Origin of the sequence: Aliiroseovarius sp. F20344 (genome assembly GCF_023016155.1) — a bacterium.
GTDB lineage: Bacteria > Pseudomonadota > Alphaproteobacteria > Rhodobacterales > Rhodobacteraceae > Aliiroseovarius.
This window is the reverse complement of record NZ_JALKBG010000003.1, coordinates 558128-583973: the sequence shown is the minus strand read 5'-3', so window position 1 is coordinate 583973 and position 25846 is coordinate 558128. Positions and strand designations below refer to the sequence as shown.

The 25846-nt window shown below is 57.1% G+C and carries 22 protein-coding genes and 1 tRNA gene; 11 read left to right on the top strand and 12 right to left on the bottom strand.

Annotated features, from left to right (window positions below):
- Positions 1-20 precede the first annotated feature (20 nt).
- From MWU55_RS03390 to MWU55_RS03375, 4 genes are all read right to left on the bottom strand, one after another.
- Complete coding sequence (locus MWU55_RS03390) at positions 21-395, bottom strand: GFA family protein (protein ID WP_246934294.1); 375 nt, start codon at positions 393-395, stop codon at positions 21-23.
- Positions 396-405: 10 nt separating this feature from the next.
- Positions 406-984 (bottom strand): XRE family transcriptional regulator, encoded by a 579-nt coding sequence (locus tag MWU55_RS03385; protein ID WP_246934293.1) that lies wholly within the window; start codon positions 982-984, stop codon positions 406-408.
- Positions 985-1137: 153 nt separating this feature from the next.
- Complete coding sequence (locus tag MWU55_RS03380) at positions 1138-1590, bottom strand: GAF domain-containing protein (RefSeq protein ID WP_246934292.1); 453 nt, start codon at positions 1588-1590, stop codon at positions 1138-1140.
- Between the two features lie 64 nt (positions 1591-1654).
- Positions 1655-2833: an acetyl-CoA C-acyltransferase gene (locus tag MWU55_RS03375; RefSeq protein ID WP_246934291.1), complete on the bottom strand. Its 1179-nt coding sequence runs from the start codon at positions 2831-2833 to the stop codon at positions 1655-1657.
- Positions 2834-2931: 98 nt separating this feature from the next.
- Between MWU55_RS03375 and MWU55_RS03370 the strand changes: the two genes are divergently transcribed.
- Together MWU55_RS03370 and MWU55_RS03365 are read left to right on the top strand one after the other, a co-directional pair.
- A complete protein-coding gene (locus tag MWU55_RS03370; RefSeq protein ID WP_246934290.1) occupies positions 2932-3279 on the top strand; it encodes an STAS domain-containing protein in 348 nt (115 codons plus the stop codon).
- Between the two features lie 94 nt (positions 3280-3373).
- The gene (locus MWU55_RS03365) at positions 3374-3763 is read left to right on the top strand and encodes an ATP-binding protein (RefSeq protein WP_246934289.1); all 390 of its coding nucleotides are present in this window, start codon (positions 3374-3376) and stop codon (positions 3761-3763) included.
- 76 nt (positions 3764-3839) lie between these two features.
- On the opposite strand, the gene hspQ is transcribed toward MWU55_RS03365, so the two are convergent.
- Positions 3840-4166 carry a heat shock protein HspQ gene (gene hspQ / locus MWU55_RS03360; RefSeq protein ID WP_246934485.1) on the bottom strand — a complete coding sequence of 109 codons (327 nt, stop codon included), beginning with the start codon at positions 4164-4166 and terminating at the stop codon, positions 3840-3842.
- 218 nt (positions 4167-4384) lie between these two features.
- Here hspQ and MWU55_RS03355 point away from each other — a divergent pair, with 218 nt between their 5' ends.
- Positions 4385-4960, top strand: a complete 576-nt coding sequence (locus MWU55_RS03355; RefSeq protein WP_246934288.1) for a transglycosylase SLT domain-containing protein — start codon at positions 4385-4387, stop codon at positions 4958-4960.
- A 48-nt stretch (positions 4961-5008) separates the two neighbouring features.
- On the opposite strand, the gene MWU55_RS03350 is transcribed toward MWU55_RS03355, so the two are convergent.
- From MWU55_RS03350 to MWU55_RS03330, 5 genes are all read right to left on the bottom strand, one after another.
- Positions 5009-5614, bottom strand: coding sequence for an outer membrane lipoprotein carrier protein LolA (locus MWU55_RS03350; protein WP_246934287.1), 606 nt, complete (start codon positions 5612-5614; stop codon positions 5009-5011).
- Between the two features lie 104 nt (positions 5615-5718).
- Positions 5719-6066 carry a RidA family protein gene (locus MWU55_RS03345; protein ID WP_246934286.1) on the bottom strand — a complete coding sequence of 116 codons (348 nt, stop codon included), beginning with the start codon at positions 6064-6066 and terminating at the stop codon, positions 5719-5721.
- Between the two features lie 82 nt (positions 6067-6148).
- Entirely contained in the window at positions 6149-9130 is a 2982-nt protein-coding gene (locus tag MWU55_RS03340) for a DNA translocase FtsK 4TM domain-containing protein (protein WP_246934285.1), read from the bottom strand.
- Positions 9131-9142: 12 nt separating this feature from the next.
- On the bottom strand, positions 9143-10324 hold the full coding sequence (locus MWU55_RS03335; protein WP_246934284.1) for an aminotransferase class I/II-fold pyridoxal phosphate-dependent enzyme: 1182 nt from the start codon (positions 10322-10324) through the stop codon (positions 9143-9145).
- Positions 10325-10455: 131 nt separating this feature from the next.
- A complete protein-coding gene (locus MWU55_RS03330; RefSeq protein ID WP_246934283.1) occupies positions 10456-11784 on the bottom strand; it encodes an amidase family protein in 1329 nt (442 codons plus the stop codon).
- Positions 11785-11834: 50 nt separating this feature from the next.
- Between MWU55_RS03330 and MWU55_RS03325 the strand changes: the two genes are divergently transcribed.
- Both MWU55_RS03325 and MWU55_RS03320 read left to right on the top strand, forming a co-directional pair.
- A complete protein-coding gene (locus tag MWU55_RS03325) occupies positions 11835-13097 on the top strand; it encodes an FAD-dependent monooxygenase (RefSeq protein ID WP_246934282.1) in 1263 nt (420 codons plus the stop codon).
- Positions 13098-13160: 63 nt separating this feature from the next.
- Entirely contained in the window at positions 13161-14825 is a 1665-nt protein-coding gene (locus tag MWU55_RS03320; RefSeq protein ID WP_246934281.1) for a sulfatase-like hydrolase/transferase, read from the top strand.
- Positions 14826-14867: 42 nt separating this feature from the next.
- Here MWU55_RS03320 and MWU55_RS03315 read toward each other — a convergent pair.
- A tRNA-Leu gene (locus tag MWU55_RS03315) sits at positions 14868-14954 on the bottom strand.
- A 141-nt stretch (positions 14955-15095) separates the two neighbouring features.
- Between MWU55_RS03315 and MWU55_RS03310 the strand changes: the two genes are divergently transcribed.
- Complete coding sequence (locus tag MWU55_RS03310; RefSeq protein ID WP_246934280.1) at positions 15096-16082, top strand: complex I NDUFA9 subunit family protein; 987 nt, start codon at positions 15096-15098, stop codon at positions 16080-16082.
- A gap of 52 nt (positions 16083-16134) precedes the next feature.
- Here MWU55_RS03310 and MWU55_RS03305 read toward each other — a convergent pair whose 3' ends face one another.
- The gene (locus MWU55_RS03305) at positions 16135-16938 is read right to left on the bottom strand and encodes an undecaprenyl-diphosphate phosphatase (RefSeq protein WP_246934279.1); all 804 of its coding nucleotides are present in this window, start codon (positions 16936-16938) and stop codon (positions 16135-16137) included.
- Between the two features lie 242 nt (positions 16939-17180).
- Here MWU55_RS03305 and MWU55_RS03300 point away from each other — a divergent pair, with 242 nt between their 5' ends.
- The 5 genes from MWU55_RS03300 to queG all read left to right on the top strand — a co-directional run bounded on the left by MWU55_RS03300 (position 17181) and on the right by queG (position 25843).
- Positions 17181-18614 (top strand): NAD(P)-dependent oxidoreductase, encoded by a 1434-nt coding sequence (locus tag MWU55_RS03300; RefSeq protein WP_246934278.1) that lies wholly within the window; start codon positions 17181-17183, stop codon positions 18612-18614.
- 58 nt (positions 18615-18672) lie between these two features.
- The gene (gene gltB / locus MWU55_RS03295; RefSeq protein ID WP_246934277.1) at positions 18673-23211 is read left to right on the top strand and encodes a glutamate synthase large subunit; all 4539 of its coding nucleotides are present in this window, start codon (positions 18673-18675) and stop codon (positions 23209-23211) included.
- A gap of 98 nt (positions 23212-23309) precedes the next feature.
- Positions 23310-24050, top strand: a complete 741-nt coding sequence (gene mtgA, locus MWU55_RS03290; RefSeq protein WP_246934276.1) for a monofunctional biosynthetic peptidoglycan transglycosylase — start codon at positions 23310-23312, stop codon at positions 24048-24050.
- 54 nt (positions 24051-24104) lie between these two features.
- Positions 24105-24770, top strand: a complete 666-nt coding sequence (locus MWU55_RS03285; RefSeq protein ID WP_246934275.1) for a glutathione S-transferase family protein — start codon at positions 24105-24107, stop codon at positions 24768-24770.
- Complete coding sequence (queG, locus tag MWU55_RS03280) at positions 24767-25843, top strand: tRNA epoxyqueuosine(34) reductase QueG (RefSeq protein WP_246934274.1); 1077 nt, start codon at positions 24767-24769, stop codon at positions 25841-25843. The genes MWU55_RS03285 and queG overlap by 4 nt, the downstream gene beginning before the upstream one ends.
- Positions 25844-25846: the final 3 nt, after the last annotated feature.

The following is a 25846-nucleotide window of genomic DNA, read 5'->3' as shown; positions in this document are numbered from 1 at the left end:
GGTCTCCGTCTATCTAAGAGTTACTGCGCGCTTTGCGGCAAGCCGTCAGCGATTTCGTAATAGTCGCCCTTGTCGGCGATAAAGATGTGTTTCTCGAGCTTCAGGCCGGTGGGTCCGTCAATTGCACCCAGCGCAAAACTGATCGTGTCTTCGTCATTGGCTTTCCAGAACAGGAAAGATCCGCAGGTCGGACAACTACCGCGTTTGGCGGCGTCACTTGCGGCGTACCATTTGACGTCGCCAGCAATTGTCAGGTCGGCCTCTGCTACGTAAGCGGAGGCCCAGATGCCACCGGATTGCTTCTGGCATTGGCTACAGTGGCACATAGAGACGCCTTTTGGATTGGCCGAGGTCTCAAATTCTATCGCGCCGCATAGGCAGCTTCCTTTTAGCATCCGACCCTCCTTAATAAACCGGCGGAGCGATCACCCAGATCACCACGGCCGGTTCGTCATATGGGTTCGCCCATACAAATGCTTCGTGCTTGATGCGGAAGCTGTCCCCGGATTGAACGGTGAAGGGACGCCCCCCAATTGTCAGGTCCAGCTTGCCCGAAATCACATAGCCAACTTCCTGAGTGGGACGGCTGGCCGGGGATTCGGTTTTCGAATGCGGCTCGAAGGTGGAATGCACCATTTCGAAATCATCGGTCAGATCAGGCGAGAGCAGCTCTTCGATCAAGCCCTCATGACCGGCACCCATCGGACGTCGATTGCCAGCCCTGACAATGCGTCCTTTCTCGCCTTCTAGTGCAGGTTTATGTGCGAAAAGAAGCGACATAGGGACGCCGAGCACCTCGGCAATCTCACGCAAGTCCGAAATCGACGGCTCGGATTTGTCACGTTCCACTTGGCTAAGCCATCCAACGGAACGACCCAAAGCCTCGGACACTTCTGTTAGGGTCATGCCACGCGACTTGCGCAATGCCCGCAAATCAGCCCCAAGACTGGTTCGGTGCAAGTGCTGTGGGTCGCTGTGAAGCATGTGGTCCTCCCATGAACGATATCGTGAAATTTTCACGTTTTTTTTCATGTTGAGGCAGAAAGGTGATTCGTTGCAAGCCTGATAGCGACGAAAAATTGTCGTGTTCAGGCTGCGAAAACGGGTCTGAAATGAATGATTGCTTTGGTTACGCAGTTAACGCGCGAACGTGTCTGACAGAATTTTCGCCAGAGCATTCACGTCTTCCTGTGCGAACGCAGCGGGCTGATCACTGTCGATATCCAGCACAGCGATCAGCGCACCTTCGGTGTTCCAGACTGGCAACACGACTTCTGACCGTGTTGAGGATGCGCAGGCGATATGGCCGGGAAATGCATCCACGTCGTCCACCAACTGGACCTCGCCCGTGCGGGCGGCAGCGCCGCAGACCCCGCGCGAAAACGGGATCTGTAAACAGCCGTGTCCGCCTTGATAGGGTCCAATCTTCAGCAACTCGGGCTCGGTCACGCGATAGAAGCCCGTCCAGTCGAACCGGTCATCGGCGTGGTGCAGCTCGCAGGTGACGGTGGCCATCAGGGCGACCTCATCTGACTCGCCTTCAGTAAGCGATGCAATGATTTGGGCAGTTTCGGCGTAGTTGATCTTCATGGTGTTTTCCAAATGAAAAGGGCGCGGAAACCCGCGCCCCTAATCTTGCGGGTCTTAGGTGATCTTACACGCGTTCAATCGCGATGGCAGTGCCTTCACCGCCCCCGATGCAAATCGCGGCTACACCACGTTTCAGACCACGTTTCTCAAGCGCGTTCAACAGCGTCACCATGATGCGCGTGCCCGAGGCCCCAATTGGGTGGCCCAGCGCACAAGCACCGCCGTTTACGTTCACGATGTCACGCGCCAGACCCATTTCGTGCATGAAGGCCATGGGGACGACGGCGAAGGCCTCGTTCACTTCCCACAGGTCCACGTCGTCTTTGGTCCAGCCCAGACGGTCCAGCAGCTTTTGCGCCGCAGGGACAGGGGCCGTTGTGAACAAGTTCGGCTCTTGAGCATGGCTCGCGTGACCCAGAATGCGCGCGCGAATCTTCAGGCCGGCCGCGTTGGCCGCGTCTTCCGATGCAACAACCAACGCCGCAGCCCCATCCGAAATCGACGAGCTGTTGGCCGCTGTAACGGTTCCATCCTTACGGAAGGCAGGTTTTAGGGTCGGGATCTTGTCCGGACGCGCATTGCCAGGCTGTTCATCTTCAGCCACCACAATATCGCCCTTGCGGGTCTTGATGGTGACGGCGGCAACCTCACCTTCAAATGCACCAGACTTCTGTGCTTCCAAAGAGTTCGACAGCGACTTCAGTGCGTATTCATCCTGAGCTTCGCGTGTGAACTGGAAGCTTTCTGCGCAATCTTCGGCAAACGTGCCCATCAAGCGACCCTTGTCATAGGCGTCTTCCAGACCGTCCAGGAACATGTGGTCCACGACCGCACCGTGTCCGATCCGTGCACCGCTGCGCATTTTCGGCAGGATGTAGGGAGCTTCGGTCATGCTCTCCATACCGCCAGCGACCATGATGTCGGTGCCACCCAGCGCGACCTGATCATAGGCGATCATCGCAGTCTTCATACCCGAGCCGCACATCTTGTTCAGCGTGGTCGCCGGAACCTCTTTGCCCAAACCGCCAGCAAAACCTGCCTGACGTGCGGGTGCCTGACCCTGACCGGCGGGCAGAACACAGCCCATCAGAAGCTCTTCAATCTGGCTGGCCTCGGCGCCTGCATCTTCCAATGCGGCCTTGATTGCTGCGCCGCCCAGCTCGGAAGCTGTCACACCCGAGAATGCGCCCTGAAATCCGCCCATGGGGGTGCGCGCCGCCCCTGCGATAACCACGTTTTTCATCTTTGCCTCCAGCCAATGCTTTTCCCGTACTCGCTTACCGAATGGTAAGGATCGCCGTCTAGACTGTAGTTCTACTAACCGTGTGAAGGAGCGAACCCGTGCAACTCAGTTTCCAAGATGGCCCACAAGCCCGTCTGATTACCGTCGACAACAACAGAATCGACGCCGCAATCGCAATCAGCTTCAAAGATACCATGCGCGAGATGACCGCGGATGGCCCAGACCGCATTGTGGTCGATATGTCTCGCGTCGATTTCATTGATTCCAGCGGTCTTGGCGCGATTGTCGCCGCTTTAAAGCAGGTGCCAGACGGGCGCAGTTTTGAGCTTGCTGGCTTGTCGAGTACGGTGAAAAAGGTGTTTAGCCTGACGCGAATGGACACCGTTTTTACAATCCATGCCGATGTTGCCAGCGCCCTTGATGGTGGGCTGGCCAACGCAAGCTGAAGCGACTGGTATCAACAGGAGTGCATAGAATTTGCATAGCGCGGCAAAGCCACACAAAACCGATACGCTTGAGCTGAAATTTCCAAGCGATGCAATGTCTGTACGGCAGGCTTTGCATCAGGTTCTGGCGCTTGATCTTCCTTCGGATGGGAAGTCGGTTGCCGAGATCGTGTTGGCCGAAGTTCTGAACAATATCGTCGAACACGCCTATCAGGAACGGCCTACTGGTTTGATCCAGCTTTCGGTCAAACGAACTGATCAGGCAATAGATGTTCAGGTCCTTGACGAAGGCGTTCCTCTGCCTGATGGGCTGCTGGACCGGAAGGTAGAGCACGACCTTGATTGCCTGATGGACGACTTGCCCGAAGGGGGATTCGGCTGGCTTTTGGTGCAAGAATTGACGGATAATCTCAGCTACAAGCGGGTCGATCAGAGCAATTGTCTGGCCTTCAGCATTGCCATCTCAAACTGCGACACAGCGTAGCCAACCGACGAAAACGTTGACCTTCGAATCGAACGCGCACTACGTCCAATGGCTGAGTAAATGCGACTGTTTGAGCTTAGTTCAACTGAACCTGAAGAGGATATTGTCCATCCTCAAAATCGCCAAAAAGATCTGCCAAATCAGGGTGCTCGACGGGTTCACCGGAGTAGTCGGCAACTAGGTTTTGTTCGGAAACGTAGGCGACGTAGTAGCTTTGATCATTCTCTGCAAGCAGATGATAAAACGGCTGATCTTTTGATGGGCGGCTGTCTTCGGGAATAGCGTCATACCATTCCTCGGTGTTCGAAAACATCGCATCCACATCAAAAACGACCCCCCGGAAGGGATGCTTCCGATGGCGGACAACTTGGCCCAAATGATATTTTGCGTGTGTCTTCAGCATTGGCCTTACCATGGCTTTATGACTACCGCCGATCACGGTGGAATGTCCATGCAACTTCACTGGAAAAGTTGGAAACAGTTTGGGTACTTTCGACACGTGTGATCAGAAATCGCCCGCGCCAGCAAAGATACGCCACGGTCACGAAAAAGGGATATCTGGTGATTCACACCGCGTCGAAAATCGGCTAGACTTGCAAAAAACATAAGAGCAGTAGGCAGATGAAGAAACTCATACTCGCAACCATGGTTGTTGCGTTCGTGGCGTCGTGTGGTGGCAAGTCCAGAGCGCCTCGAAACCTTGACAATGCGTGCAGTATCGTGCGGCAGCAACCCAAGATGTTGCGTGCCATGAAAAAGGCTGAGCGCAAGTGGAACGTTCCCGTACATGTTCAGATGGCAATCATCCATCAGGAATCGAAATTCGTGCGTGATGCCCGTACCCCGATGAAATACGTGTTGGGCGTGCTTCCAATGGGGCGTCAAAGCTCGGCGTATGGCTATGCACAGGCGCTGGACGGCACGTGGAAAGAATACCAAAAGGCCGAAGGTGGTCGCAGCGCACGCCGCACCAACATTCGAGACGCCACAGATTTCATGGGTTGGTATATGAACAAGACGCGTGATGTGACTGGCGTCCCGCTGTCCGATGCCCGCAATCAATACCTAGCCTATCATGAAGGGCGGACAGGTTATCTGCGTGGCAGCTACAATTCCAAGTCTTGGTTGGTCCGTGTCGCTGACGAAGTCGGGTCGCGCTCGGCCATGTATCAGCGACAGCTCGCAAGCTGCCGCTAAGTTTTTGTCTGACCTGGGCTCAACACCTGGGCCAGACTATTCAAAGTTCTATTTACGAGATTGCTGTTTGATTGCTGCAGTGATCGAGAAAAGTGACGACCCAAGGGGGGCGCCCTTTTCTAGCTCGCCCAACAGAACAGTGGTTTTTGTACCTGCATTGTCGGTGATGATCCACTGACGAAGTTCGGTCGGGTTCGACGTGAACTTCAGTTCAATCGTGCCAACTTCGGGGTTTTCGGGGTCCTGCGCAACCACGGTGGTCGCGGTGCCATCATACTTATGGCCAACCACCATCTTTGCACGATTCAGATTCACATTTCGCGCCAAAATCAGGTTTAGCGGCGTGCGTTTCAATGGGTATTGCTGAGGACCCGCATTTGATTTCCCGTCGAAGATCGCAACCTGAGACCCACCGGCAACCACCAATGCATCCATCGGAGGATTGTATTCAAAACGCGCACGGCCCGGACGTTTCAAGTAAATCGTCCCGGTCGAGATCGTCCCGTCGTCATTGATCTGCGTAAACTGAGATTTGGCGGTCGTCAGACCATTCAAATATTTGGAAATCGCACTCAGGCTCACCTTCTCGGCCTGAGCCGGAAGCGCTGTGGCCACCAAAACAACGGCGGCGAAAGTCATACGTAAGGGGGTCATCTATCCTACCTTTACTGCTCGGGCGTACTCTATCCCGTTTGATGTGGGAAGTTTAAGCCCGAACAGTAGGTGATAGGCGATAACGCGCCTTTCAAGGGGCGCTGTTATTCAGTGACAGCGGCGGTCACGATCACTTCGACCTTGTGATCCGGGGTGGCCAGTTCAGCGGAACCGGTCGCGCGGGCAGGGGCATGGCCCTTGGGAACCCAAGCATCCCAGACCTCGTTCATCTCGGCGAAGTCCTTCATGTCAGCCATCCAGATAATGGCTTGCAACATGTGTTTGGTGGACGAGCCTGCTTCGTCCAGAAGCTTTTCAACACGGGCCAGACATTCACGGGTTTGGTCCGCTACGCTGTCGCCGGGATTGCCGACCTGACCTGCCAGATACACGACACTTTTGTGCGTCACGCTTTGGCTCATACGGTCGGTTGTATGACGTCTTTGAATCATTGGTTTGCCTCAGTTTCTTATTATTGAAAGCGCGCCGACCCCGAAGGGTCGACGCAATCCGGATCGTTGTCCGGGCGGGGTTTTACTGCTGTTCTGGGATTAGGATTTCACGCTTGCCAACGTGGTTAGACGCCGACACAAGCCCTTGATCCTCCATCTGTTCAACAAGGCGCGCGGCCTTGTTGTAGCCGATGCCAAGCTTACGCTGGATATACGATGTCGAGCATTTACGATCCTTGATCACAATCCCAACCGCCTGATCGTAAAGCGCATCTTCGCCACCGGTGTTGCCACCAGTGTTCAAGCCAAGAACGGCGTCGATATTGTCGGCTTTGTCTTCGGCCGGTCCATCGGAAACTCCGCCCACATATTCTGGCGGACCGAAGCTTTTCAGGTAGGTGACGATCTCTTCGACCTCTTCGTCCGATACAAACGGACCGTGCACACGGGTGATTTTCGATCCGCCAGCCATGTAGAGCATGTCACCCATGCCCAAAAGCTGCTCGGCGCCTTGCTCACCCAGAATGGTACGGCTGTCGACTTTCGACGTCACCTGGAACGAAATCCGGGTGGGGAAGTTCGCTTTGATCGTGCCGGTGATCACGTCAACCGACGGACGCTGCGTGGCCATGATAATGTGAATGCCCGAGGCACGCGCCATCTGTGCCAGGCGCTGAATACAGGCTTCAATTTCTTTACCAGCGACCATCATCAGGTCGGCCATCTCGTCGACAACCACCACGATGAAGGGCAGTTTCTTAGGTGCGAATTCTTCAGTTTCGAAGATCGGTTCGCCAGTGTCGTCGTCAAAACCCGTCTGAACGGTACGCTCGAACATTTCGCCTTTGGCAAGGGTATCGGCAACGCGGCTGTTGTAGCCTTCGATGTTACGCACACCCATTTTGGACATCTTGCGATACCGTTCCTCCATCTCGCCTACGACCCATTTCAGGGCAACAACAGCCTTTTTCGGGTCAGTCACGACGGGGGAAAGCAGATGCGGAATGCCGTCATAAACAGACAGTTCCAGCATCTTCGGATCAATCATAATCATGCGACAGTCTTCGGGCGTCAGCTTGTAGAGCAGCGACATGATCATGGTGTTGATCGCCACGGATTTACCTGACCCTGTTGTCCCTGCGATCAGCAGGTGAGGCATCTTGGCAAGGTTCGCCACGACGGGCTCGCCGCCAATGTCTTTCCCCAAAGCAAGTGGTAGGCGGTGGTTGCCGTCACCAAAATCGCGGGTCGACAGGATTTCGCGGAAGGACACCATTTCGCGTTTTTCATTCGGCAGTTCGATACCAATCACCGATCGCCCCGGAACCGTCGAAACTCGGGCGGACAGGGCAGACATTGAACGCGCGATATCGTCAGCCAGACCAATCACACGGCTGGCTTTCAAGCCTGGCGCGGGTTCAAGCTCGTACATGGTGACAACAGGGCCGGGACGGACCGATACGATCTCGCCCTTCACGCCATAGTCATCCAGCACGGTTTCCAGCATACGCGCATTTTCTTCCAGCGCTTCATCCGACAAATGGTGACGCTCGATCGAAATTGGGTTCGCCAACAGGTTCAGCGGCGGAAGCTCATAGCCCGGGTGGCTTTCTTCGAACTTCAAAGCAGGCTGCGCTTCGGCCTTGGCACGGGTCGAAGGCTGGGTCGCCTTTTTCGGTGGGTGCTGAACAACCTTTTTGGACGGCTGCGTGAACCCGGAATGCTGTGGCGTGTATACGCGGGCTTCAGGCTCTGCCTCGGGTGCCATAAGATCCTCAACGATCAGATCGTCATCGTTGGCAAAATGCGCATCATCCGCATATGGCGCGGCCATGTCCTGAGCATGCGACGCCGGTTGCTCATCCATCGGCGCGGCCTGGGCGTAGTCAACATAGTCTTCAACCGGCACATCCATATCTGGCTCTGCAGGAGAGGTCGTATCCAAGATCATCGGATCCGGGCTGCGACGGTGACGCGAAACCGCACGTTCCAAAGGAGGTTCGGCGCGCATTGGATTGGCAATCGGCATTTCACGTGACCGGTTCTTAAGGGCCGACGCGATTTTGGCGCGGATGCGATCTTCGCCACCCAGCCCTTCGGGGATGTCACCTTCGAAGGTTGCGGGCTCAACCAATTCCGGTTCGGGCTCAACATTCCGACGCATTAGGGACGCCAACAAACCTTGTTTTTGCGGGGCAGGTGCAGGCACGGGTTCTTCCTGAGCAAACCCTTGCGAAGCTCCGTGAAGAGGCGGTTCGGGGCGCAACACACGGGCCTTATGCAACGGCGGCGGGGCCGAAAATTCTTCCTCATACAGCTCTTGATATTCTTCCTGCGCCATCTGCTCTTCTTTGCGAGCGGCATGGCGTTCCTGCATGTGGCGGGCGGTTGCGGCTGCACCAGTGGCGGCCCCTTTTGCGCCTTTGCCCAGCAGCGATACGATACCAGCATAGGTCATGACGACGCCAACGACCAAAAAGTGCCCAATCCGTTTCAACTCGTCCTTGTTCAATCCAAGTACAAAGATGGTTGCGACAAGCGCAGCCACCGCGGCAATCGCCGACATGACTTTCAGACCAGCGCCCGCACTAACAGGCAATGCGGCCAACATGGCACCAAGAACAGTGTCGCCAAACAGCCCACCAAGGCCAAACGAGTGGGTCCAACCCGAGCCCGGAACCAAGGTCGAGGCATAGACAGAACACAGTGCAACTGCGATCGGGGCAAAAATCAGACGTCCGATTGCGCGCTCTTCCCCGAAATGGAACGTCATGCGCAGTCCCCAGACAACCAAGATCAATGGCAAAGCCCATGATCCCAGCCCGGCGATGACCGAAAGTGGCGATGCAATGAACGCCCCAAAGCGACCCAACGCGTTTTGCGCGGGCGTATCTGTTGCCGACATCCAGCCCGGATCTTCTGGTGAATAGCTTCCAAGGATCAGCGCGATCATGACGCCCAGCGCAATCAGGCCAATGCCCAAAAGCTCTTTCCCACGTCGTTCCAGCACTGCTTGTGTCGTGCTGTCAAAAATCGGATCTCGTTGTTTCGCCTGGTACGCCATGCCACCTCGTCCTTACTTATACAGACAGTCGCGAAGCTGGATCAGCCCGCGCGTCATGTCTTCTTTTGGGGCCACCATTGCGACCCTAATGAACCCCTTTCCGGGGTTTTCTTCATTCACATCCCGCGACAGATACGCACCGGGCAAAACCCGCACGCCTGTTTTGGTCCACAGTTTCATTGCGGCCTCTTCGCCGTCTTCGACGGGAAGCCACAGGAAAAAGCCGGCTTCGGGGGGCCTGTACCCCTCGACACCAGCAAAAATCTCGTCCGCAATTGCGTATTTTTCTTGGTACAGCGCGCGGTTCTCAGCCACGTGCGCCTCGTCCGTCCAAGCCCGTTCCGCCACGCGTTGCAGCGGCAAAGGCAGCGGAGCCCCCGAAAAAGCACGCAACTGACGCACACGACGAATGCTTTCTGGGCCACCCGCGATAAAACCCGATCGAAGACCGGGCAGGTTCGAGCGTTTGGACAGCGAATGGAAAATCGCCACACGTTCGGGGTCGGCCCCACCTTCACGGGCGACCTCAAGCGCGCCAGGAGGCGGCGTGTCGCGGTAGATCTCGGAATAGCATTCATCCGCGAATATCTGGAAATCATACTTTTCGGCCAACGCAATCAGGTTCGCCCAATAATCACGATCCGCCACGGCCCCTTGCGGGTTGGAGGGCGAACAGATGTATGCGACTTCGGTTCTGTTCAAGATCTCGGGCGAGAGCTGCGAATAGTCAGGCAGGAAGTTGTTTTCAGCCGTTGCAGGCAAAAGCACAGGTTCCGCCCCGACCGTCATCGCAGCCACTGCGTAGACCTGATAAAACGGGTTGGGGATCAAAACGACCGGCTTTTCGCCGCGCGACGTTTGTTCTGGGCACAAGGCGATCAGCGCATTGAACAGCCCTTCACGTGTGCCATTCAGGGCCATGATCTGATCAGCCGGAACATCAACGCCGTAGCGGCGATCCAGCCAGCCGGAAATCGCATCCAGCAGCTCGGGCGCACCCTCATTGGGTGGGTATTTCGCAAATCCATCAACGGCTTGGGCCAACACCTCGGGCACCCAGTTCGGGAACGGGTGCTTGGGTTCGCCAATCGTCATATGCATGATTTCGCCCCCCGGCGCATGCGCGTCGAGAAGGGTCCGCAAACGCGGAAATGCATATTCGGGCAAGCTGGAATACCGCTCGGGAAACGTCATAGGAACGTCTTTGCTACTGCCTCAATTATCGGGATCATGTCGCCCCGTTTGGACTGAGGATAGCCTGCATTATCCGTGTGGTCCAGAAATACGCTGTGAAATTCAGCGCTTGAGAGGCCAAGCTGTGGCTTTTAGGACAACACGGCCTCGGCGGCCGCTCCAAGGCGCAGCAAGCGTTCTTCCCCAAATGGCGCACCCAGAAGCATGATGCCGGTCGACGGAAGGCCCGTTGGCAAGCTTAGTCCGCACAGGCCCAGAAGGTTGCCAATGCGTGTATTTCTAAGCGCCCAAAGGTTCTCTTCGACATAATAGTCTTGGTCCGACATCAAGCGTTCCACATTCGGGGGCATAATCGGAGACGTGGGCAAAACAACCGCGTCGAAACCCGCAATTTCAGACATAAACTCCGCGCGGATTGCATCCAATCTTTGCCACGCAGCCACAAAATCCGCGCCCGAAAACGCCGCCCCCGACATGAACCGTTCGCGGATGGCCGGGAACATCAGATCGGGCTGCGCTTCAATTTCTGTGCGCCATGTCGCGTAAGCTTCGGTGGTGAACAACACTCCAGACAAGGCCAGCGCTTCATCGACGATGGGCAAATGTATGCGTTTGACTTCAGCGCCGCCATCCATCAATCGGCCCAGCGCACTGTCGAACCCCGCCATAGGTTCGTCACGGCAGCCTTCAAACCCGTTTTCCAACACCAAAAGGCGCGTTTTATTCAAAGACGCGCCGCGTAGATCAGCAGCCTGCCCGCCTTCCAATGCAGCGAGCATCAATGCGGCGTCTTCCACGGTGCGACACAATGGGCCGACTGTGTCGAAACGCGCGGCAAGCGATACGACACCTTTGGCCGACACCCGGCCCGAGGTTGTTTTTAACCCAACCAAATCATTCCATGCCGACGGGATACGTACCGATCCGCCCGTGTCGGACCCAATTCCACAAGGTGCGAGATTGAAGGCCACGGACGTCGCCGCACCCGACGAGCTGCCACCAGACACCGCATCATGATCATTCACGCAGGGGCTGGTTGCTGTCACCGGGTTCAATCCAAGGCCCGAGAACGCCAGCTCGCTCATATGCGTTTTGCCAAGGCAGACAAGGCCCGCAGCTGTAGCGTTGCGCAGCACCTCGGCATCCTCTGTCGGAACGCGGTTTTTCAGCAAGGCAGACCCTGCTTCGGTCGCAACTCCTGCGGTGTCGAACAGGTCTTTCCAACTGATCGGAACGCCATCCAGCAGTCCCAAACGATGCCCCGTGCGCGCACGTTCAGCCGCGGCGCGGGCTTCTGATAGGGCGCGTTCTTCAGTGACGCGAGCATAGATACGGTCGGCAAACGGGTGGGATTTGATGGCATCCAAATAGGTGCGGGTCAGGGCTTCGGGGTCAATCTCGCCCTTGGCAATGCCCCGGCCTAAGTCAGCCATGCTCATGGTCAACCACGTATTGCTCATCCCTGCCTCCGTTTTTGTGTGCTCGAAAGACGGTAACGACAGGACGACGCATGGACAATCCTAAACGAGAGGGGCAGAAAGAGCATATGAACTATGATGCCGATATCCTGATCGTGGGCGGAGGTCTGAACGGACCCGCCTTGGCGCTGGCTCTTGGAGACACCGGGTTCAAGGTCACCATGATTGATGCGCTGCCCAAAGGCGCACGGGGTGGGGATAATTTTGACGGTCGTGGATACGCGCTTGCGCTTGCATCGCAACGTCTTCTGGCTGCCCTTGGAGTTTGGCCCAAGGTTGTCGATAATGCCCAGCCTTTGTTGGATATCCGCATCTCGGACGGACGTCCCGGTGAAGGCCCCGGCCCTTTCGTGTTAGAGTTTGATCACGCCGAGATCGACGAAGGCCCGATGGGCTATATGATCGAAGATCGCTTCCTGTCCCGCGCCTTTTTGGACGCCGTCGAGGCCCACCCGAATGTCACGCTGATTGATCAAGATACGGTCATTGCGCAAGACATTGGCGCTGCATCGGTCACGCTTGAACTTGCGTCAGGAAAGTCGCTGACGGGGCGTATGGTTGTTGGCTGCGACGGGCGCAAATCCGGCACAGGTGAACGTGCGGGGATCAAGCGTCACGGGCATGATTATGGGCAAACCTCACTGGTTTGCGCGATTGATCACGCGATGCCTCATAACGGTGTTGCACATCAGTTTTTCATGCCGTCGGGCCCGCTTGCGATCCTGCCGTTACCGGGCAATCAGTGCTCGATCGTGTGGACGGAAACCCATGACGAGGCCGCGCGCATCCACGCGCTGGATGATGCTGGCTACATCGAAGAACTGCGCCCGCGTTTCGGATCGTTTCTTGGCGATATCAGCCTTGCGGGTAAGCGGTTTACCTATCCGTTGAACCTGACAGTCGCGAACAGTTTCATTGCGGACCGGCTGGCCTTGGTCGGCGACGCGGCCCACGGGATGCACCCGATTGCCGGGCAGGGATTGAACGCCGGCCTAAAGGACGTAGCTGCTCTGGCCGAGGTTCTGACGCTCGCCCGCCGTCGTGGCGAAGACATTGGCCGTCTGGATGTGCTGGAACGCTATCAACAGTGGCGCCGCTGGGATGTCTCGCAGATGGTCATGATGACCGAAGCCACCAACCGGCTGTTTTCAAACGATAATCCCATTCTGCGCGCCGCGCGTGACATTGGATTGGGTGCTGTGAACGCCATGCCGGGTCTGCGTCGCAATTTCATCCGCGAGGCCGCTGGACTGACCGGAGACCTGCCCCGCCTCCTGCAAGGTCGTCAGATCTGATCCGTCATTGATGAACTGACCCACCTGCCCTACCGTGCGCTTAACGCCAACGGGAGGAACGGCATGAATATCCTTTTCATCATGTATGATCAGCTGCGGTTCGATTACCTCAGCTGTGCCGGTCACCCGACGCTGAAGACCCCAAATTTCGATCGTGTCGCCGCGCGCGGGGTGCGGTTCACCAACTGCTATGTGCAATCCCCAATCTGTGGCGCCAGCCGGATGAGCACCTATACCGGGCGCTATGCCTCGTCCCATGGGGCGCAGTGGAACGGCTTTCCCCTGCGAGTCGGCGAGCACACCATGGGCGATCACCTGCGCGAAGCGGGGATGGTCTGCTGGCTTCTGGGCAAGACACATATGAAGGTCGATGCCGAAGGGATGAAGCGCCTTGGCATCGCACCCGACAGCGTCATCGGTGCGCGGCAAGCAGAGTGCGGATTTGATGTCTGGGTCCGCGACGACGGCCTTTGGGCCGAAGGGCCAGACGGATTCTATGACGAAAAGCACTCGCCCTATAATGCGTATTTGAAGTCCAAAGGTTACGAGGCCGAAAACCCGTGGTCGGTGAACGCCAATGCAGGCGTCGAGGATGGCGAGATCGCCAGCGGCTGGATGTTCGACAACGCCGATAAACCCGCCAATATCCGCGAAGAAGACAGCGAAACCGCGTGGCTGACCAGTGAAACCCTGAGCTTCATGGATCAGGCCAAGGGGCCTTGGTGCGCGCATGTCAGCTATATCAAACCGCACTGGCCCTATATCGTGCCCGCGCCCTATCACGACATGTTCGGACCAGATGATGTGCCGCCCGCAGTTCGCTCGGACGATGAACGCCAGAACGCGCAGCCGGTGTTTGACGCCTTCATGCACAACAAGATCGCCGCTGCCTTCCAGCAGGACGAAGTGCGCCGCAAGGTCATCCCTGCCTATATGGGTCTAATCAAGCAATGCGATGATCATTTGGGGCGCATTTTGGATCATCTCGAAGCGACCGGGCAGGCAGATAACACCATGATCGTCCTGACCTCGGACCACGGGGATTATCTGGGAGATCACTGGCTGGGCGAAAAGGACCTGTTCCATGAGGCATCCGTCAAAGTGCCACTGATCATCGCGGACCCGCGCCCTTCGGCGGATGCCACGCGCGGCACCACGTGTGATGCTTTGGTCGAAGCAATCGACCTTGCCCCCACCTTTGTCGAAGTCGCGGACGGCAAAGTGGCCGATCACATCCTTGAAGGCCGCAGCCTGATGCCATGGCTGCGCGGCGAGACACCGGAATGGCGTGACTTCGCGATCAGCGAATATGACTACTCGTCGACCCCCGTCTGCGAGAAACTGGGCGTCAGCCCCCGCGATGCGCGGCTGTTTATGGTGTTTGACGGACGTTACAAACTGATGCATGCCGAGGGCGGCTTGCGCCCGATGCTGTTTGATCTGGAAACTGACCCGGACGAGCTGAACGATCTGGCGCGCGGCAACTCACACCAAGATCAGATCGCCCGTTTATACGAGATGCTGGGCCAATGGGGCCGTCGGATGAGCCAACGGGTCACCAAATCTGACGCTCAGATCGAAGCCGGGCGTGGCCATTCGATGCGCCGTGGGATTTTGCCGTTTATGAAAGATGGGACAGAAGTTTCGGACGAGCTGACAAAGGCGTACCGCGGTGTATCGGCTGGAGACTATGTGCGGATTAGCGACACGACAACAAACGACAGCTAGTCATTCGAACTATGCGTCAAGTATTCGGTTTTCGGGGATATTTGGTGCCCAGAAGAGGACTCGAACCTCCACGTCCATACGGACACTAGCACCTGAAGCTAGCGCGTCTACCAATTCCGCCATCTGGGCACGGGTTGGTGAGGCGGGGATGTAAAGCGACCCGCATGGAGTGTCAACCGCATTTCGCCGCTTTTAACGGATTCCGTTTGCGCCTTGCCCAAAGGCGCTTTGAAAGCTATTCAAAAGCTAAGAAATTCAAGGAGAGCTTCCATGTCCAATCTGGTGACGATCTATGGTGGTTCAGGATTTATCGGACGGTATATTGCTCGCCGCATGGCCAAGCAGGGCTGGCGCGTTCGCGTTGCAGTACGTCGTCCGAATGAAGCCCTGTTCGTGAAACCCTATGGTGCCGTAGGTCAGGTCGAACCGATCCTGTGCAACATTCGCGATGACAATTCCGTTCGTGCCGCCATGCAGGGTGCCGATGCGGTTGTGAATTGCGTGGGCGTTTTGAACTCAATCGGGAAGAACAGCTTTGATGCCGTTCACCACGACGGGGCAGGGCGTGTGGCACGCATCGCTGCCGAAGAAGGCGTTGGACAGCTTGTTCAGCTTTCCGCCATCGGCGCTGACGCGAACAGCGAAAGCGAGTATTCGCGCACCAAGGCTCAAGGCGAGGCTGATGTGAAAGCCGCCTTCCCGGGCGCAGTCATTTTGCGCCCTTCCGTGGTTTTCGGAACTGAAGATCAGTTCTTCAACCGCTTTGCCAGCATGACACGATTTGGACCTGTTCTGCCGATCACCGGTGGCGACACCAAGTTCCAACCGGTCCATGTGGATGACATCGCCAAAGCCGCCGAGAAAGCTGTTTTGGGTCAGGTCGACGCCGGCATCTATGAGCTGGGCGGCCCGGATGTCGAAACGCTGCGCGATTCGATCAACCGCATGCTGAAGATCACGCAGCGTCGTCGTCTTGTGCTGAACCTGCCTTTCGGCATCGCCCGACTTCAAGCCGGGATCTTTGATTTTGTTCAGTGGATTTCTGGCGGCCTGATCAAGGCGCCTCTGACTCGTGATCAGGTAACAAGCCTGCGTTATGACAACGTTGTCGCTGACGATGCGAAGGGGTTTGAGGACCTGGGTATTACGCCACGCGCCATGTCTGCGATCTTGCCGGACTATCTGTGGCGCTTCCGCGTGGGCGGGCAATATGCGGCGATCCAGAACTCGGCCAAGAACCTGCGCACAGGCGGCTGACACTGTCAGAGTGAATGATTGGAAGGGCGCGGTTCATCCCGCGCCTTTTTCTTTACAGATATGCGATGCCCAACAGCACGACCCCCAACGCGATACGGTAGATCACGTAAGGCGTGAAGCTGACCGATCGCAAAAGGCGCATCATCAGGCTCAGCGCCAAAAGCGCTGCCACGAAAGAAAACATTGCGGCAATTGCGCCGTCCTTGGCGACTTGAGCGTCAGCTGTGGCTGCAACTTCAGCCCCCAAGAGGACGCCCGAAGCAATTATGGTTGGGATCGACATCAGCATTGCCAATTTCGCACCATCCGAACGTTCATAGCCCAACGCACGCGCACCCGAGATCGTAGCACCGGAACGCGACGTTCCGGGGATCAAGGCCAAAGCCTGCCACAAACCCATGATCACCGCGTCCTTCAGGCTCCAATCATTTGCGGTTTTCTGAACCGCCCCTTTCTGGTCGACCCAGTACAACACCAAGCCAAAGATGATCATTGTCCAAGCAATCACCTTGATGGACCGCATCGCATCGCTAAACCCAGTCATTTTGAAAATCAGTCCAAGGATGACAGCAGGGATTGTTGCGATCACCAGCAAAAACGCCAGCTTTGCGCCCGGCGTATCAATCCGACCTGTCAGCATGCGCGGAATACCGGCAAGCCCGATTTGAACATCTCTCCAGAAATAGAGAACAACCGCGCCCAGCGTGCCCAGATGCACTGCCACATCAATTGCCAAGCCCTGATCCGGCAAGCCCGTCAGGCGAGGCACCAAAACCAGGTGACCTGAAGACGAAACAGGCAGAAATTCGGTGATTCCCTGAATGATGGCGACCAGAAGAATATGGGCAAGCGACATGCGCGGTTCCTTGAAATGCGGCTGTGCGGCAAGCTAAAGCAGCCGTTCGGAAAGGGAAGAGGATATTTAGGTAAGTATTATTGCCTTATTAATTTCCAAATTTGGCCGAATTTCCTCCTACTCAGGTCACTTTTCTTCATTTAGGTCAGTACTATTGACTTTTCATTCAATGCGAGTCCTCTTACAAGCACAACTCCAAGCCAACGACCTGCCCGCAAAGGGCCAGCCGAGGGAGAGCCAGGATGGCAAAGCAGCCTATGTTGAAATTCGTGACGGTCGACCGGGATATGCCCAAAAAGCGCACCGCCGAAACCCGCAAAGAAGACTTCAACGAGATCTATGCGGAGTTTGCAGAACAGAAGGCAGCCGAACAGGCCAGCCGCTGTAGCCAATGCGGCGTACCTTATTGCCAGTCGCACTGCCCGCTGCACAACAACATCCCCGATTGGCTGCGGATGACCGCGTCGGGTCGCCTGAAAGAAGCCTATGAGCTGAGCCAAGCCACCAACACCTTCCCCGAGATCTGCGGACGTATCTGCCCGCAGGACCGTCTGTGCGAAGGCAACTGCGTGATTGAACAGTCGGGCCACGGCACCGTCACCATCGGCGCGGTCGAGAAATACATCACAGACACCGCCTGGGATAACGGCTGGGTCGAAGCTATTACCCCGGTTGCGGATCGCTCGGAAAAAGTTGCCATTATCGGCGCTGGCCCCGGTGGTCTGGCTGCGGCTGACGTGCTGGTACGTGCTGGCGTAAAAGTCACCGTCTATGACCGCCACGATCGCGCGGGTGGGCTGCTGACCTATGGCATCCCCGGTTTCAAGCTGGAAAAAGACGTGGTCATGCGCCGCGTGAAACTGTTGGAAGATGCGGGCGTTGAGTTCGTTCTGAACTGCAATGTCGGCGAAGACATCACCTTCCAAGACATCCGCGCTCAGAACAACGCCGTTCTTCTGGCCACGGGCGTCTACAAAGGTCGCGACCTGACGGGCCCCGGCGCTGGTGCCAAAGGCATCGTTCCGGCTCTGGACTACCTGACCTGCTCCAACAAGCTAAGCTTTGGCGACACCGTTCCGGAATTTGAGAGCGGCGAGCTGAACGCTGAAGGCAAGAACGTCGTCGTCATCGGCGGTGGTGATACCGCGATGGACTGTGTTCGTACCGCGATCCGTCAGGGTGCCAAGTCTGTAAAGTGTCTGTATCGCCGTGACCGTGCCAACATGCCCGGCTCTCAACGCGAAACGCAGAACGCCGAGGAAGAAGGCGTGGAATTCGTTTGGTTGTCTGCCCCGAAAGGCTTCACCGGCGACCCCGTGAACGGCGTGATCGTGCAGAAGATGCGTCTTGGCGCACCCGATGCCTCGGGTCGTCGCAGCCCCGAAGTGATCGAAGGCTCGGATTACACCGAAGACGCCGATCTGGTCATCAAGGCGCTGGGTTTCGAGCCCGAAGACCTGCCGACCCTCTGGGGCGAAAAGGATCTGCCCGTGACCCGTTGGGGCACCGTGAAAGCCTCCTTTGGCACGCATAAGACCGATCTGGACGGCGTTTGGGCTGTTGGCGACATCGTGCGCGGTGCATCGCTGGTCGTTTGGGCCATCCGTGACGGCCGCGAAGCAGGTGCCAGCATACTGGACAGCCTGAACGCATCCGCCGCTGTCGCCGCCGAATAATCACACCTCTGGGCATGCCGGGCCAAGTCGCCCGCGCCCATCCGCAAGGAGAACCGATATGACGAAATATGATGAAAACTGGGTCCGCCGCGAAGAAGCCAAGCGCGCCTTTATGAACGAACACAGCCTCTATCGCGAAGAAGAAGAGCACAGCTCGTGCGGTGTGGGTCTTGTGGTTGCCGTCGATGGCAAGCCAACACGCAAAGTTGTTGAGGCGGGTATCGACGCGCTGAAAGCCATTTGGCACCGTGGGGCTGTGGACGCAGACGGCAAGACCGGTGACGGCGCGGGCATTCATGTACAAATCCCGGTTCCGTTCTTCTATGATCAGATCCGTCGCACGGGTCACGAGCCCCGCGAAGATCAACTGATTGCGGTTGGTCAGGTCTTCCTGCCCCGCACGGACTTCGGCGCACAGGAAACCTGCCGGACGATTGTGGAAACCGAAGTCCTGAAAATGGGCTACTACATTTATGGCTGGCGCCACGTTCCTGTCGACATCGACTGTCTAGGTGACAAAGCCAACGCCACGCGCCCCGAGATCGAGCAAATCTTGATCTCAAACTCGAAAGGCGTCGATGAAGAGCAATTTGAGCGCGAGTTGTACGTCATCCGCCGTCGTATCGAAAAAGCGGCTGCGGCGTCGCAGATCAACGACCTATACATCGCGTCGCTGTCCTGCCGCTCGATCATCTATAAAGGCATGATGCTGGCCGAGCAGGTTGCGGTGTTCTATCCCGACCTAATGGACGAACGCTTCAAATCGACCTTTGCGATTTATCACCAGCGTTATTCGACCAACACCTTCCCACAATGGTGGCTGGCTCAACCCTTCCGCATGCTGGCTCATAACGGCGAGATCAACACGCTGAAGGGCAACCTGAACTGGATGAAGTCGCACGAGATCCGCATGGCCTCGTCCTTCTTTGGTGACCTTGCCGAAGACATCAAACCGATTGTGCCAAACGGCTCGTCCGACTCGGCCGCGCTTGATGCGGTGTTCGAGGTTATGGTGCGCGCGGGCCGTTCTGCCCCGATGGCGAAAACCATGCTGGTACCTGAAAGCTGGTCCAAGCAAGCCATCGACCTGCCGCAAGCGTGGAAGGACATGTATTCCTATTGCAACTCGGTGATGGAACCGTGGGACGGCCCCGCCGCCCTTGCCATGACCGATGGTCGCTGGGTCTGTGCCGGTCTGGACCGTAACGGTCTGCGCCCGATGCGCTATGTCGTAACCGGTGACGGTCTGGTCATCGCGGGTTCGGAAGCGGGCATGGTGCCCACAGATGAAGCCACAGTTGTCGAAAAAGGCGCGCTTGGTCCAGGTCAGTTGCTGGCCGTGGATACCAAAGAAGGCAAGCTGTACCACGACGTTGAAATCAAGAACAAACTGGCCGCTGCTCAGCCATTCGGGGAGTGGGTTGGCAAGATCAACGACATGGAAGAAAGCCTGTCCCAGATCGAAGAAAAGCCGCTGTTCCAAGGCGACGAACTGCGCCGCCGTCAGGTGGCTGCCGGTTACACGCTGGAAGAGCTGGAGCAGATTCTGGCCCCGATGGCTGAAGACGGCAAAGAAACGCTGGCATCAATGGGCGATGATACCCCATCAGCTGTTCTGTCGAACAAATACCGCCCGCTGAGCCACTTCTTCCGTCAGAACTTTTCGCAGGTTACCAACCCTCCGATCGACAGTCTACGTGAATTCCGCGTGATGTCGTTGAAGACGCGCTTCGGCAACCTGAAGAACGTGCTGGACGAAAGCGGCGCTCAGACGGAAATCGTCGTGCTGGAAAGTCCGTTTGTTGGCAACGAGCAGTTCTTGAAACTGATCGAGTCCTTCGAAACCTCGGTGACCGAGATCGACTGTACCTTCCCCGCAGGCGGCGACGAAAGCGCGCTGCGCATCGCACTGGAAGACATCCGCGCACAAGCGGAAGAGGCCGTGCGCTCGGGCGCTGGCCACCTTGTCCTAACTGATCAGGCGCAGGGCGAAGACCGCGTGGCCATGCCAATGATCCTTGCGACTTCTGCGGTTCACAGCTGGCTGGTGCAAAAAGGTCTGCGCACGTTCACCTCGCTAAACGTGCGCTCGGCCGAATGTATCGACCCGCATTACTTCGCGGTTCTGGTGGGCTGTGGCGCAACCACGGTGAACGCTTATCTGGCTGAAGACTCGCTTGCTGATCGTATCGAACGTGGCCTGCTGGACTGCTCGCTCAGCGAAGCGGTCAGCCGTTATCGAGAAGCCATCAACCAGGGTCTTCTGAAGATCATGGCGAAGATGGGTATCTCGGTCATTTCATCCTATCGAGGTGGCCTGAACTTCGAGGCCGTCGGCCTGTCGCGTGCCATGGTGGCGGAATACTTCCCCGGCATGACCTCGCGCATCTCGGGCATTGGTGTCAGCGGCATCCAGCGCAAACTGGAAAAAATCCACGCCTCGGGTTTTGGTGGAGGCGACAAAGTGCTGCCGGTGGGTGGTTTCTACAAAGCACGCCGTACGGGTGAGACGCACGCCTGGGAAGCTCAAACCATGCACCTGATGCAATCGGCCTGTGACCGTGCCTCGTTCGAGATGTGGAAGCAGTATTCGGCCAAGATGCGGTCGAACCCGCCGATCCATCTGCGCGATCTGCTCGACATCAAACCAATGGGCAAGCCTGTTCCAATCGAGGAAGTGGAAAGCATCAACGCGATCCGCAAGCGTTTCGTGACGCCGGGCATGTCGCTTGGGGCGCTGTCGCCCGAGGCGCACAAGACCCTGAACGTTGCGATGAACCGTATCGGTGCCAAGTCGGATTCGGGTGAGGGCGGTGAAGATCCCGCGCATTTCCATCCGGAACCCAATGGTGACAACCCGTCGGCCAAGATCAAACAGGTGGCATCGGGCCGTTTCGGTGTGACCGCCGAATACCTGAACCAGTGTGAAGAGCTTGAGATCAAGGTCGCCCAAGGCGCCAAGCCCGGTGAAGGTGGTCAGCTGCCCGGCATGAAGGTCACAGACCTGATTGCCCGTCTGCGCCACTCGACCAAGGGTGTGACGCTGATTTCACCGCCGCCGCACCACGACATCTATTCGATCGAGGATCTGGCTCAGCTGATCTATGACCTGAAGCAGATCAACCCGCGCTGTAAGGTGACAGTGAAACTGGTGGCATCTTCCGGTGTTGGTACGATTGCGGCTGGTGTTGCGAAGGCGAAAGCCGACGTGATCCTGATCTCGGGCCACAATGGCGGCACGGGTGCATCGCCCGCGACCTCGATCAAGTTCGCAGGTCTGCCGTGGGAAATGGGCCTGACCGAAGCACACCAAGTGCTGGCCATGAACAACCTGCGCTCGCGCGTCACGCTGCGGACCGATGGTGGCCTGCGCACCGGTCGTGACATCGTCATGGCGGCGATGATGGGGGCCGAGGAATACGGCATCGGCACCGCCGCTCTGATCGCGATGGGCTGTATCATGGTCCGTCAGTGTCAGTCGAACACCTGTCCCGTTGGCGTTTGTACGCAAGACGAAGACTTGCGCGCCAAGTTCACCGGCAACGCCGACAAGGTTGTGAACCTAATCACCTTCTACGCTCAGGAAGTCCGTGAGATCCTGGCCGAGCTGGGCGCACGGTCGCTGGATGATGTCATCGGTCGTGCTGATCTGCTTTCGCAGGTTTCGCGTGGGTCGGCTCATTTGGATGACCTCGACCTCAACCCGCTTCTGCTGGTGGTCGATGGTGCTGACAAGATCGAGTACAACCGCGACCGTGACCGCAACGCCGTGCCCGATACTCTGGACGCCGAGATCGTACGCGATGCGCAGCGCTTCTTGGAAGATGGCGAGAAAATGCAGCTGTCCTATACGGTGCAGAACACGCACCGGACGGTTGGCACGCGGATTTCGTCGCACATCGTGAAACGCTTCGGCATGCGCAACTCGCTGCAGCCGGATCACCTGACGGTGAAGCTGCAAGGCTCGGCTGGGCAGTCGCTGGGTGCCTTCGCCGCCCCCGGTCTGAAGATCGAGGTATCGGGTGACGCCAACGACTATGTCGGCAAAGGTCTGTCGGGCGGTACCGTTGTTGTGCGTCCGCCACTGGTCAGCCCATTGACCGCATCGGACAACACGATCATCGGCAACACGGTGCTTTACGGTGCGACCGATGGTTACTTGTTCGCCGCAGGCCGCGCGGGCGAGCGTTTCGCAGTGCGTAACTCCGGCGCCAATGTGGTGATCGAAGGCTGTGGGTCGAATGGGTGTGAATATACGACAGGCGGTGTGGCTGTGATCCTTGGCTCAATCGGGTCGAACTTTGGCGCGGGCATGACCGGCGGCATGGCTTACCTCTATGACCCGGATGGCGAGGCACAGGACCACATGAATATGGAAAGCCTTGTGACCTGCCCGGTTACGGTCGATCACTGGGAAGCCCAGTTGAAAGGCCTGATCGAACGCCACGCCGAAGAAACCCGCAGCCAGAAGGCCACGGAAATTCTGCGTCACTGGGACAGCGAGAAGCGCAACTTCTTGCAAGTCTGCCCGAAAGAGATGTTGGACAAGCTTCCAGCACCGCTTTCGCTGGAAGCCGACGCTATCCCGGCAGAGTAAGCTGCCCTAAATTTTTGATGAACGCCCACCACCTGGTGGGCGTTTTCATTTTGGAACCGGTCTTGACCCACACCCCTTTCGCGTGGTGTGAAAGACCCGTGGCACGAGCAAAAAAGAAACCAACCAAGACCAAGCGCAAGAAGAGCACGAAGAAGCGCAAGCCGTTTCAACCCATTCAGTGGGTGAAGCGCTGGCTTTTCCGCGCCGTGGTCGCTTGTCTGGTGTTCTTTGCCCTTGGGATTGTGGGATACGCTTTCATCAATCCGCCAACCACGCCCTACATCATCGCTGAGAAAATGCGCTTGGGCGACGTGGACCGACAATGGGTCGATCTTGAAGAAGTCTCTCCCGTGATGGCGCGGTCGGTTGTCGCTGCCGAAGACGCAAATTTCTGCCGCCATTGGGGTTTCGACATGGGCGCGATCCGGACGGCCATCGAAGACGGCGGGGGACGTGGAGCTTCGACCCTGTCACAGCAGGTCGTGAAGAATACATTCCTTTGGCACGGTCGTTCTTGGCTACGAAAAGCCTTGGAAGCCATACTCACCCCGGCAATCGAACTTGTCTGGACCAAACGCCGCATCATTGAGGTCTACCTAAACGTCGCAGAATTCGACGAAGGCGTCTTCGGGGTGGAGGCCGCAGCGCGCCACTATTTCGGCGTTGGGCCGGACGAACTGACACCTGTGCAAGCTGGTCGATTGGCCGCCTTACTGCCAAACCCAAAAGAACGATCCGCCGCGCGACCTTCCCCATTCGTGCGAAAACGCGCCCAATCCATCGTCGAAGGGGCGGCTACGATCCGCGCGGATGGGCGCTCAGACTGCTTCGAGGATTGATCCCAAGCCCGGTTCGGGGCAATACGGTTGAAACACCAAATTCAGAAGTTTCCAATGAACCGCCTTTTCCACGTCCCGCTCTCTCCTTTCTGCCGCAAAGTGCGGTTGTCCCTTGCCGAAAAAAAGGTCGAGGTTGAATTGGTCGAGGAACGCTATTGGGAACGCAGCCCGGAATTCCTTCGCCGCAACCCTGCAGGCAAAGTGCCCATCCTGAAAATGGATGGTCAACTTCTGACAGAAAGCGCGCCAATCTGCGAATATCTGGAAGAGAAGTTTCCCGAACCCGCCCTGCTCCCGAAAGACCCCGAAGGTCGATACGAGGTACGCAGGCTGGTCAGCTGGTTTGACGACAAGTTCCACAACGAAGTCACCGCGAACCTGCTTTACGAGCGTGTGAACAAAAAGGTCATGGGCGCGGGCTATCCCGAAAGCCGTGCGATCAAGGCCGGGGCCAAGGCGATCAAATATCACCTCGACTATATGGGGTGGCTTCTGGATCAACGTCGCTGGCTCGCAGGAAACACGATGTCGCTGGCAGATTTTGCAGCAGCCGCGCATTTGTCGTCGCTGGACTATATCAGCGATGTGGATTGGAACCGGAACGCAAATGTTCGCGATTGGTATGCCAAGATCAAATCTCGCCCAGCCTTCCGTTCCATCCTTGCAGATCAGATCGCAGGGTTTCCGCAGCCAGCACATTACTCGGACCTGGACTTTTGACCGTAGGCGGCGGCACATCGCGCCGCTTACCACCGAAAGACGGCGCATCCCAGAAAACTGAAATCGTCTCGCAGGCGCTGACTGAAGGGTTCGCAGCCGCACGCATCTGTACGCCGAACTCAGTCCCTGAAATCGCCGAGCGCCTTGAACAGTTCGTGGCCGAAGGGCGTCACGGAGACATGGCGTGGATGGGTGATCGGATGAATTGGCGCGGCAATCCCGCTGCACTTTGGCCCGAAGCGAAATCGGTGATCATGCTGGCAGAGCCTTATACGCCCTCACATGATCCGATGACCGTCATCGGCCAAAAAGATCGCGCTGCAATCAGCGTTTACGCCCAGAATAGAGACTATCATGACATCGTAAAAAAGCGCCTGAAGCGTGTGGGGCGTTGGATGATCGACCACTTTGGGGGTGAGATCAAAGTCTTCGTCGACACAGCCCCGGTCATGGAAAAACCTTTGGGGGCAGCAGCTGGGTTGGGGTGGCAAGGCAAACACACCAACCTTCTGTCCCGCGAGCTGGGAAACTGGTTCTTTCTAGGCGCGATTTTCACAACGTTGGAGCTTCCAGTTGACGCGCCGGGTCAGGAAAACTGCGGCTCGTGCACATCGTGTTTGGACGCCTGCCCCACAGATGCGTTCCCCGCGCCGTTTCAACTGGATGGGCGGCGCTGCATTTCCTATCTGACGATTGAACACAAAGGGCCGGTGGATGAAGAGCTTCGTGCGAAGCTTGGAAATCGAATCTATGGTTGTGATGACTGCCTTGCTGCCTGCCCGTGGAACAAGTTCGCAGTAGAGGCATCCGAAATACGCTATGCCGCGCGCGACGATCTGGTGGCGCCGAAACTGTCCGAACTGTTGACCCTTGATGATACAGCTTTCCGCGAAAAATTCTCGGGCAGTCCTGTCAAAAGGATTGGGCGAAATCGCTTTCTTCGAAATGTCCTATACGCGGTGGGAAATTCAGGCGATGCGGCGTTTCTGCCCATGTTAGAGCCTCATTTGATCGATCCAGATCCTGTGGTGGCCGATGCCGCAGGTTGGGCGAAGCAGCGTTTGATTGGGTAGACC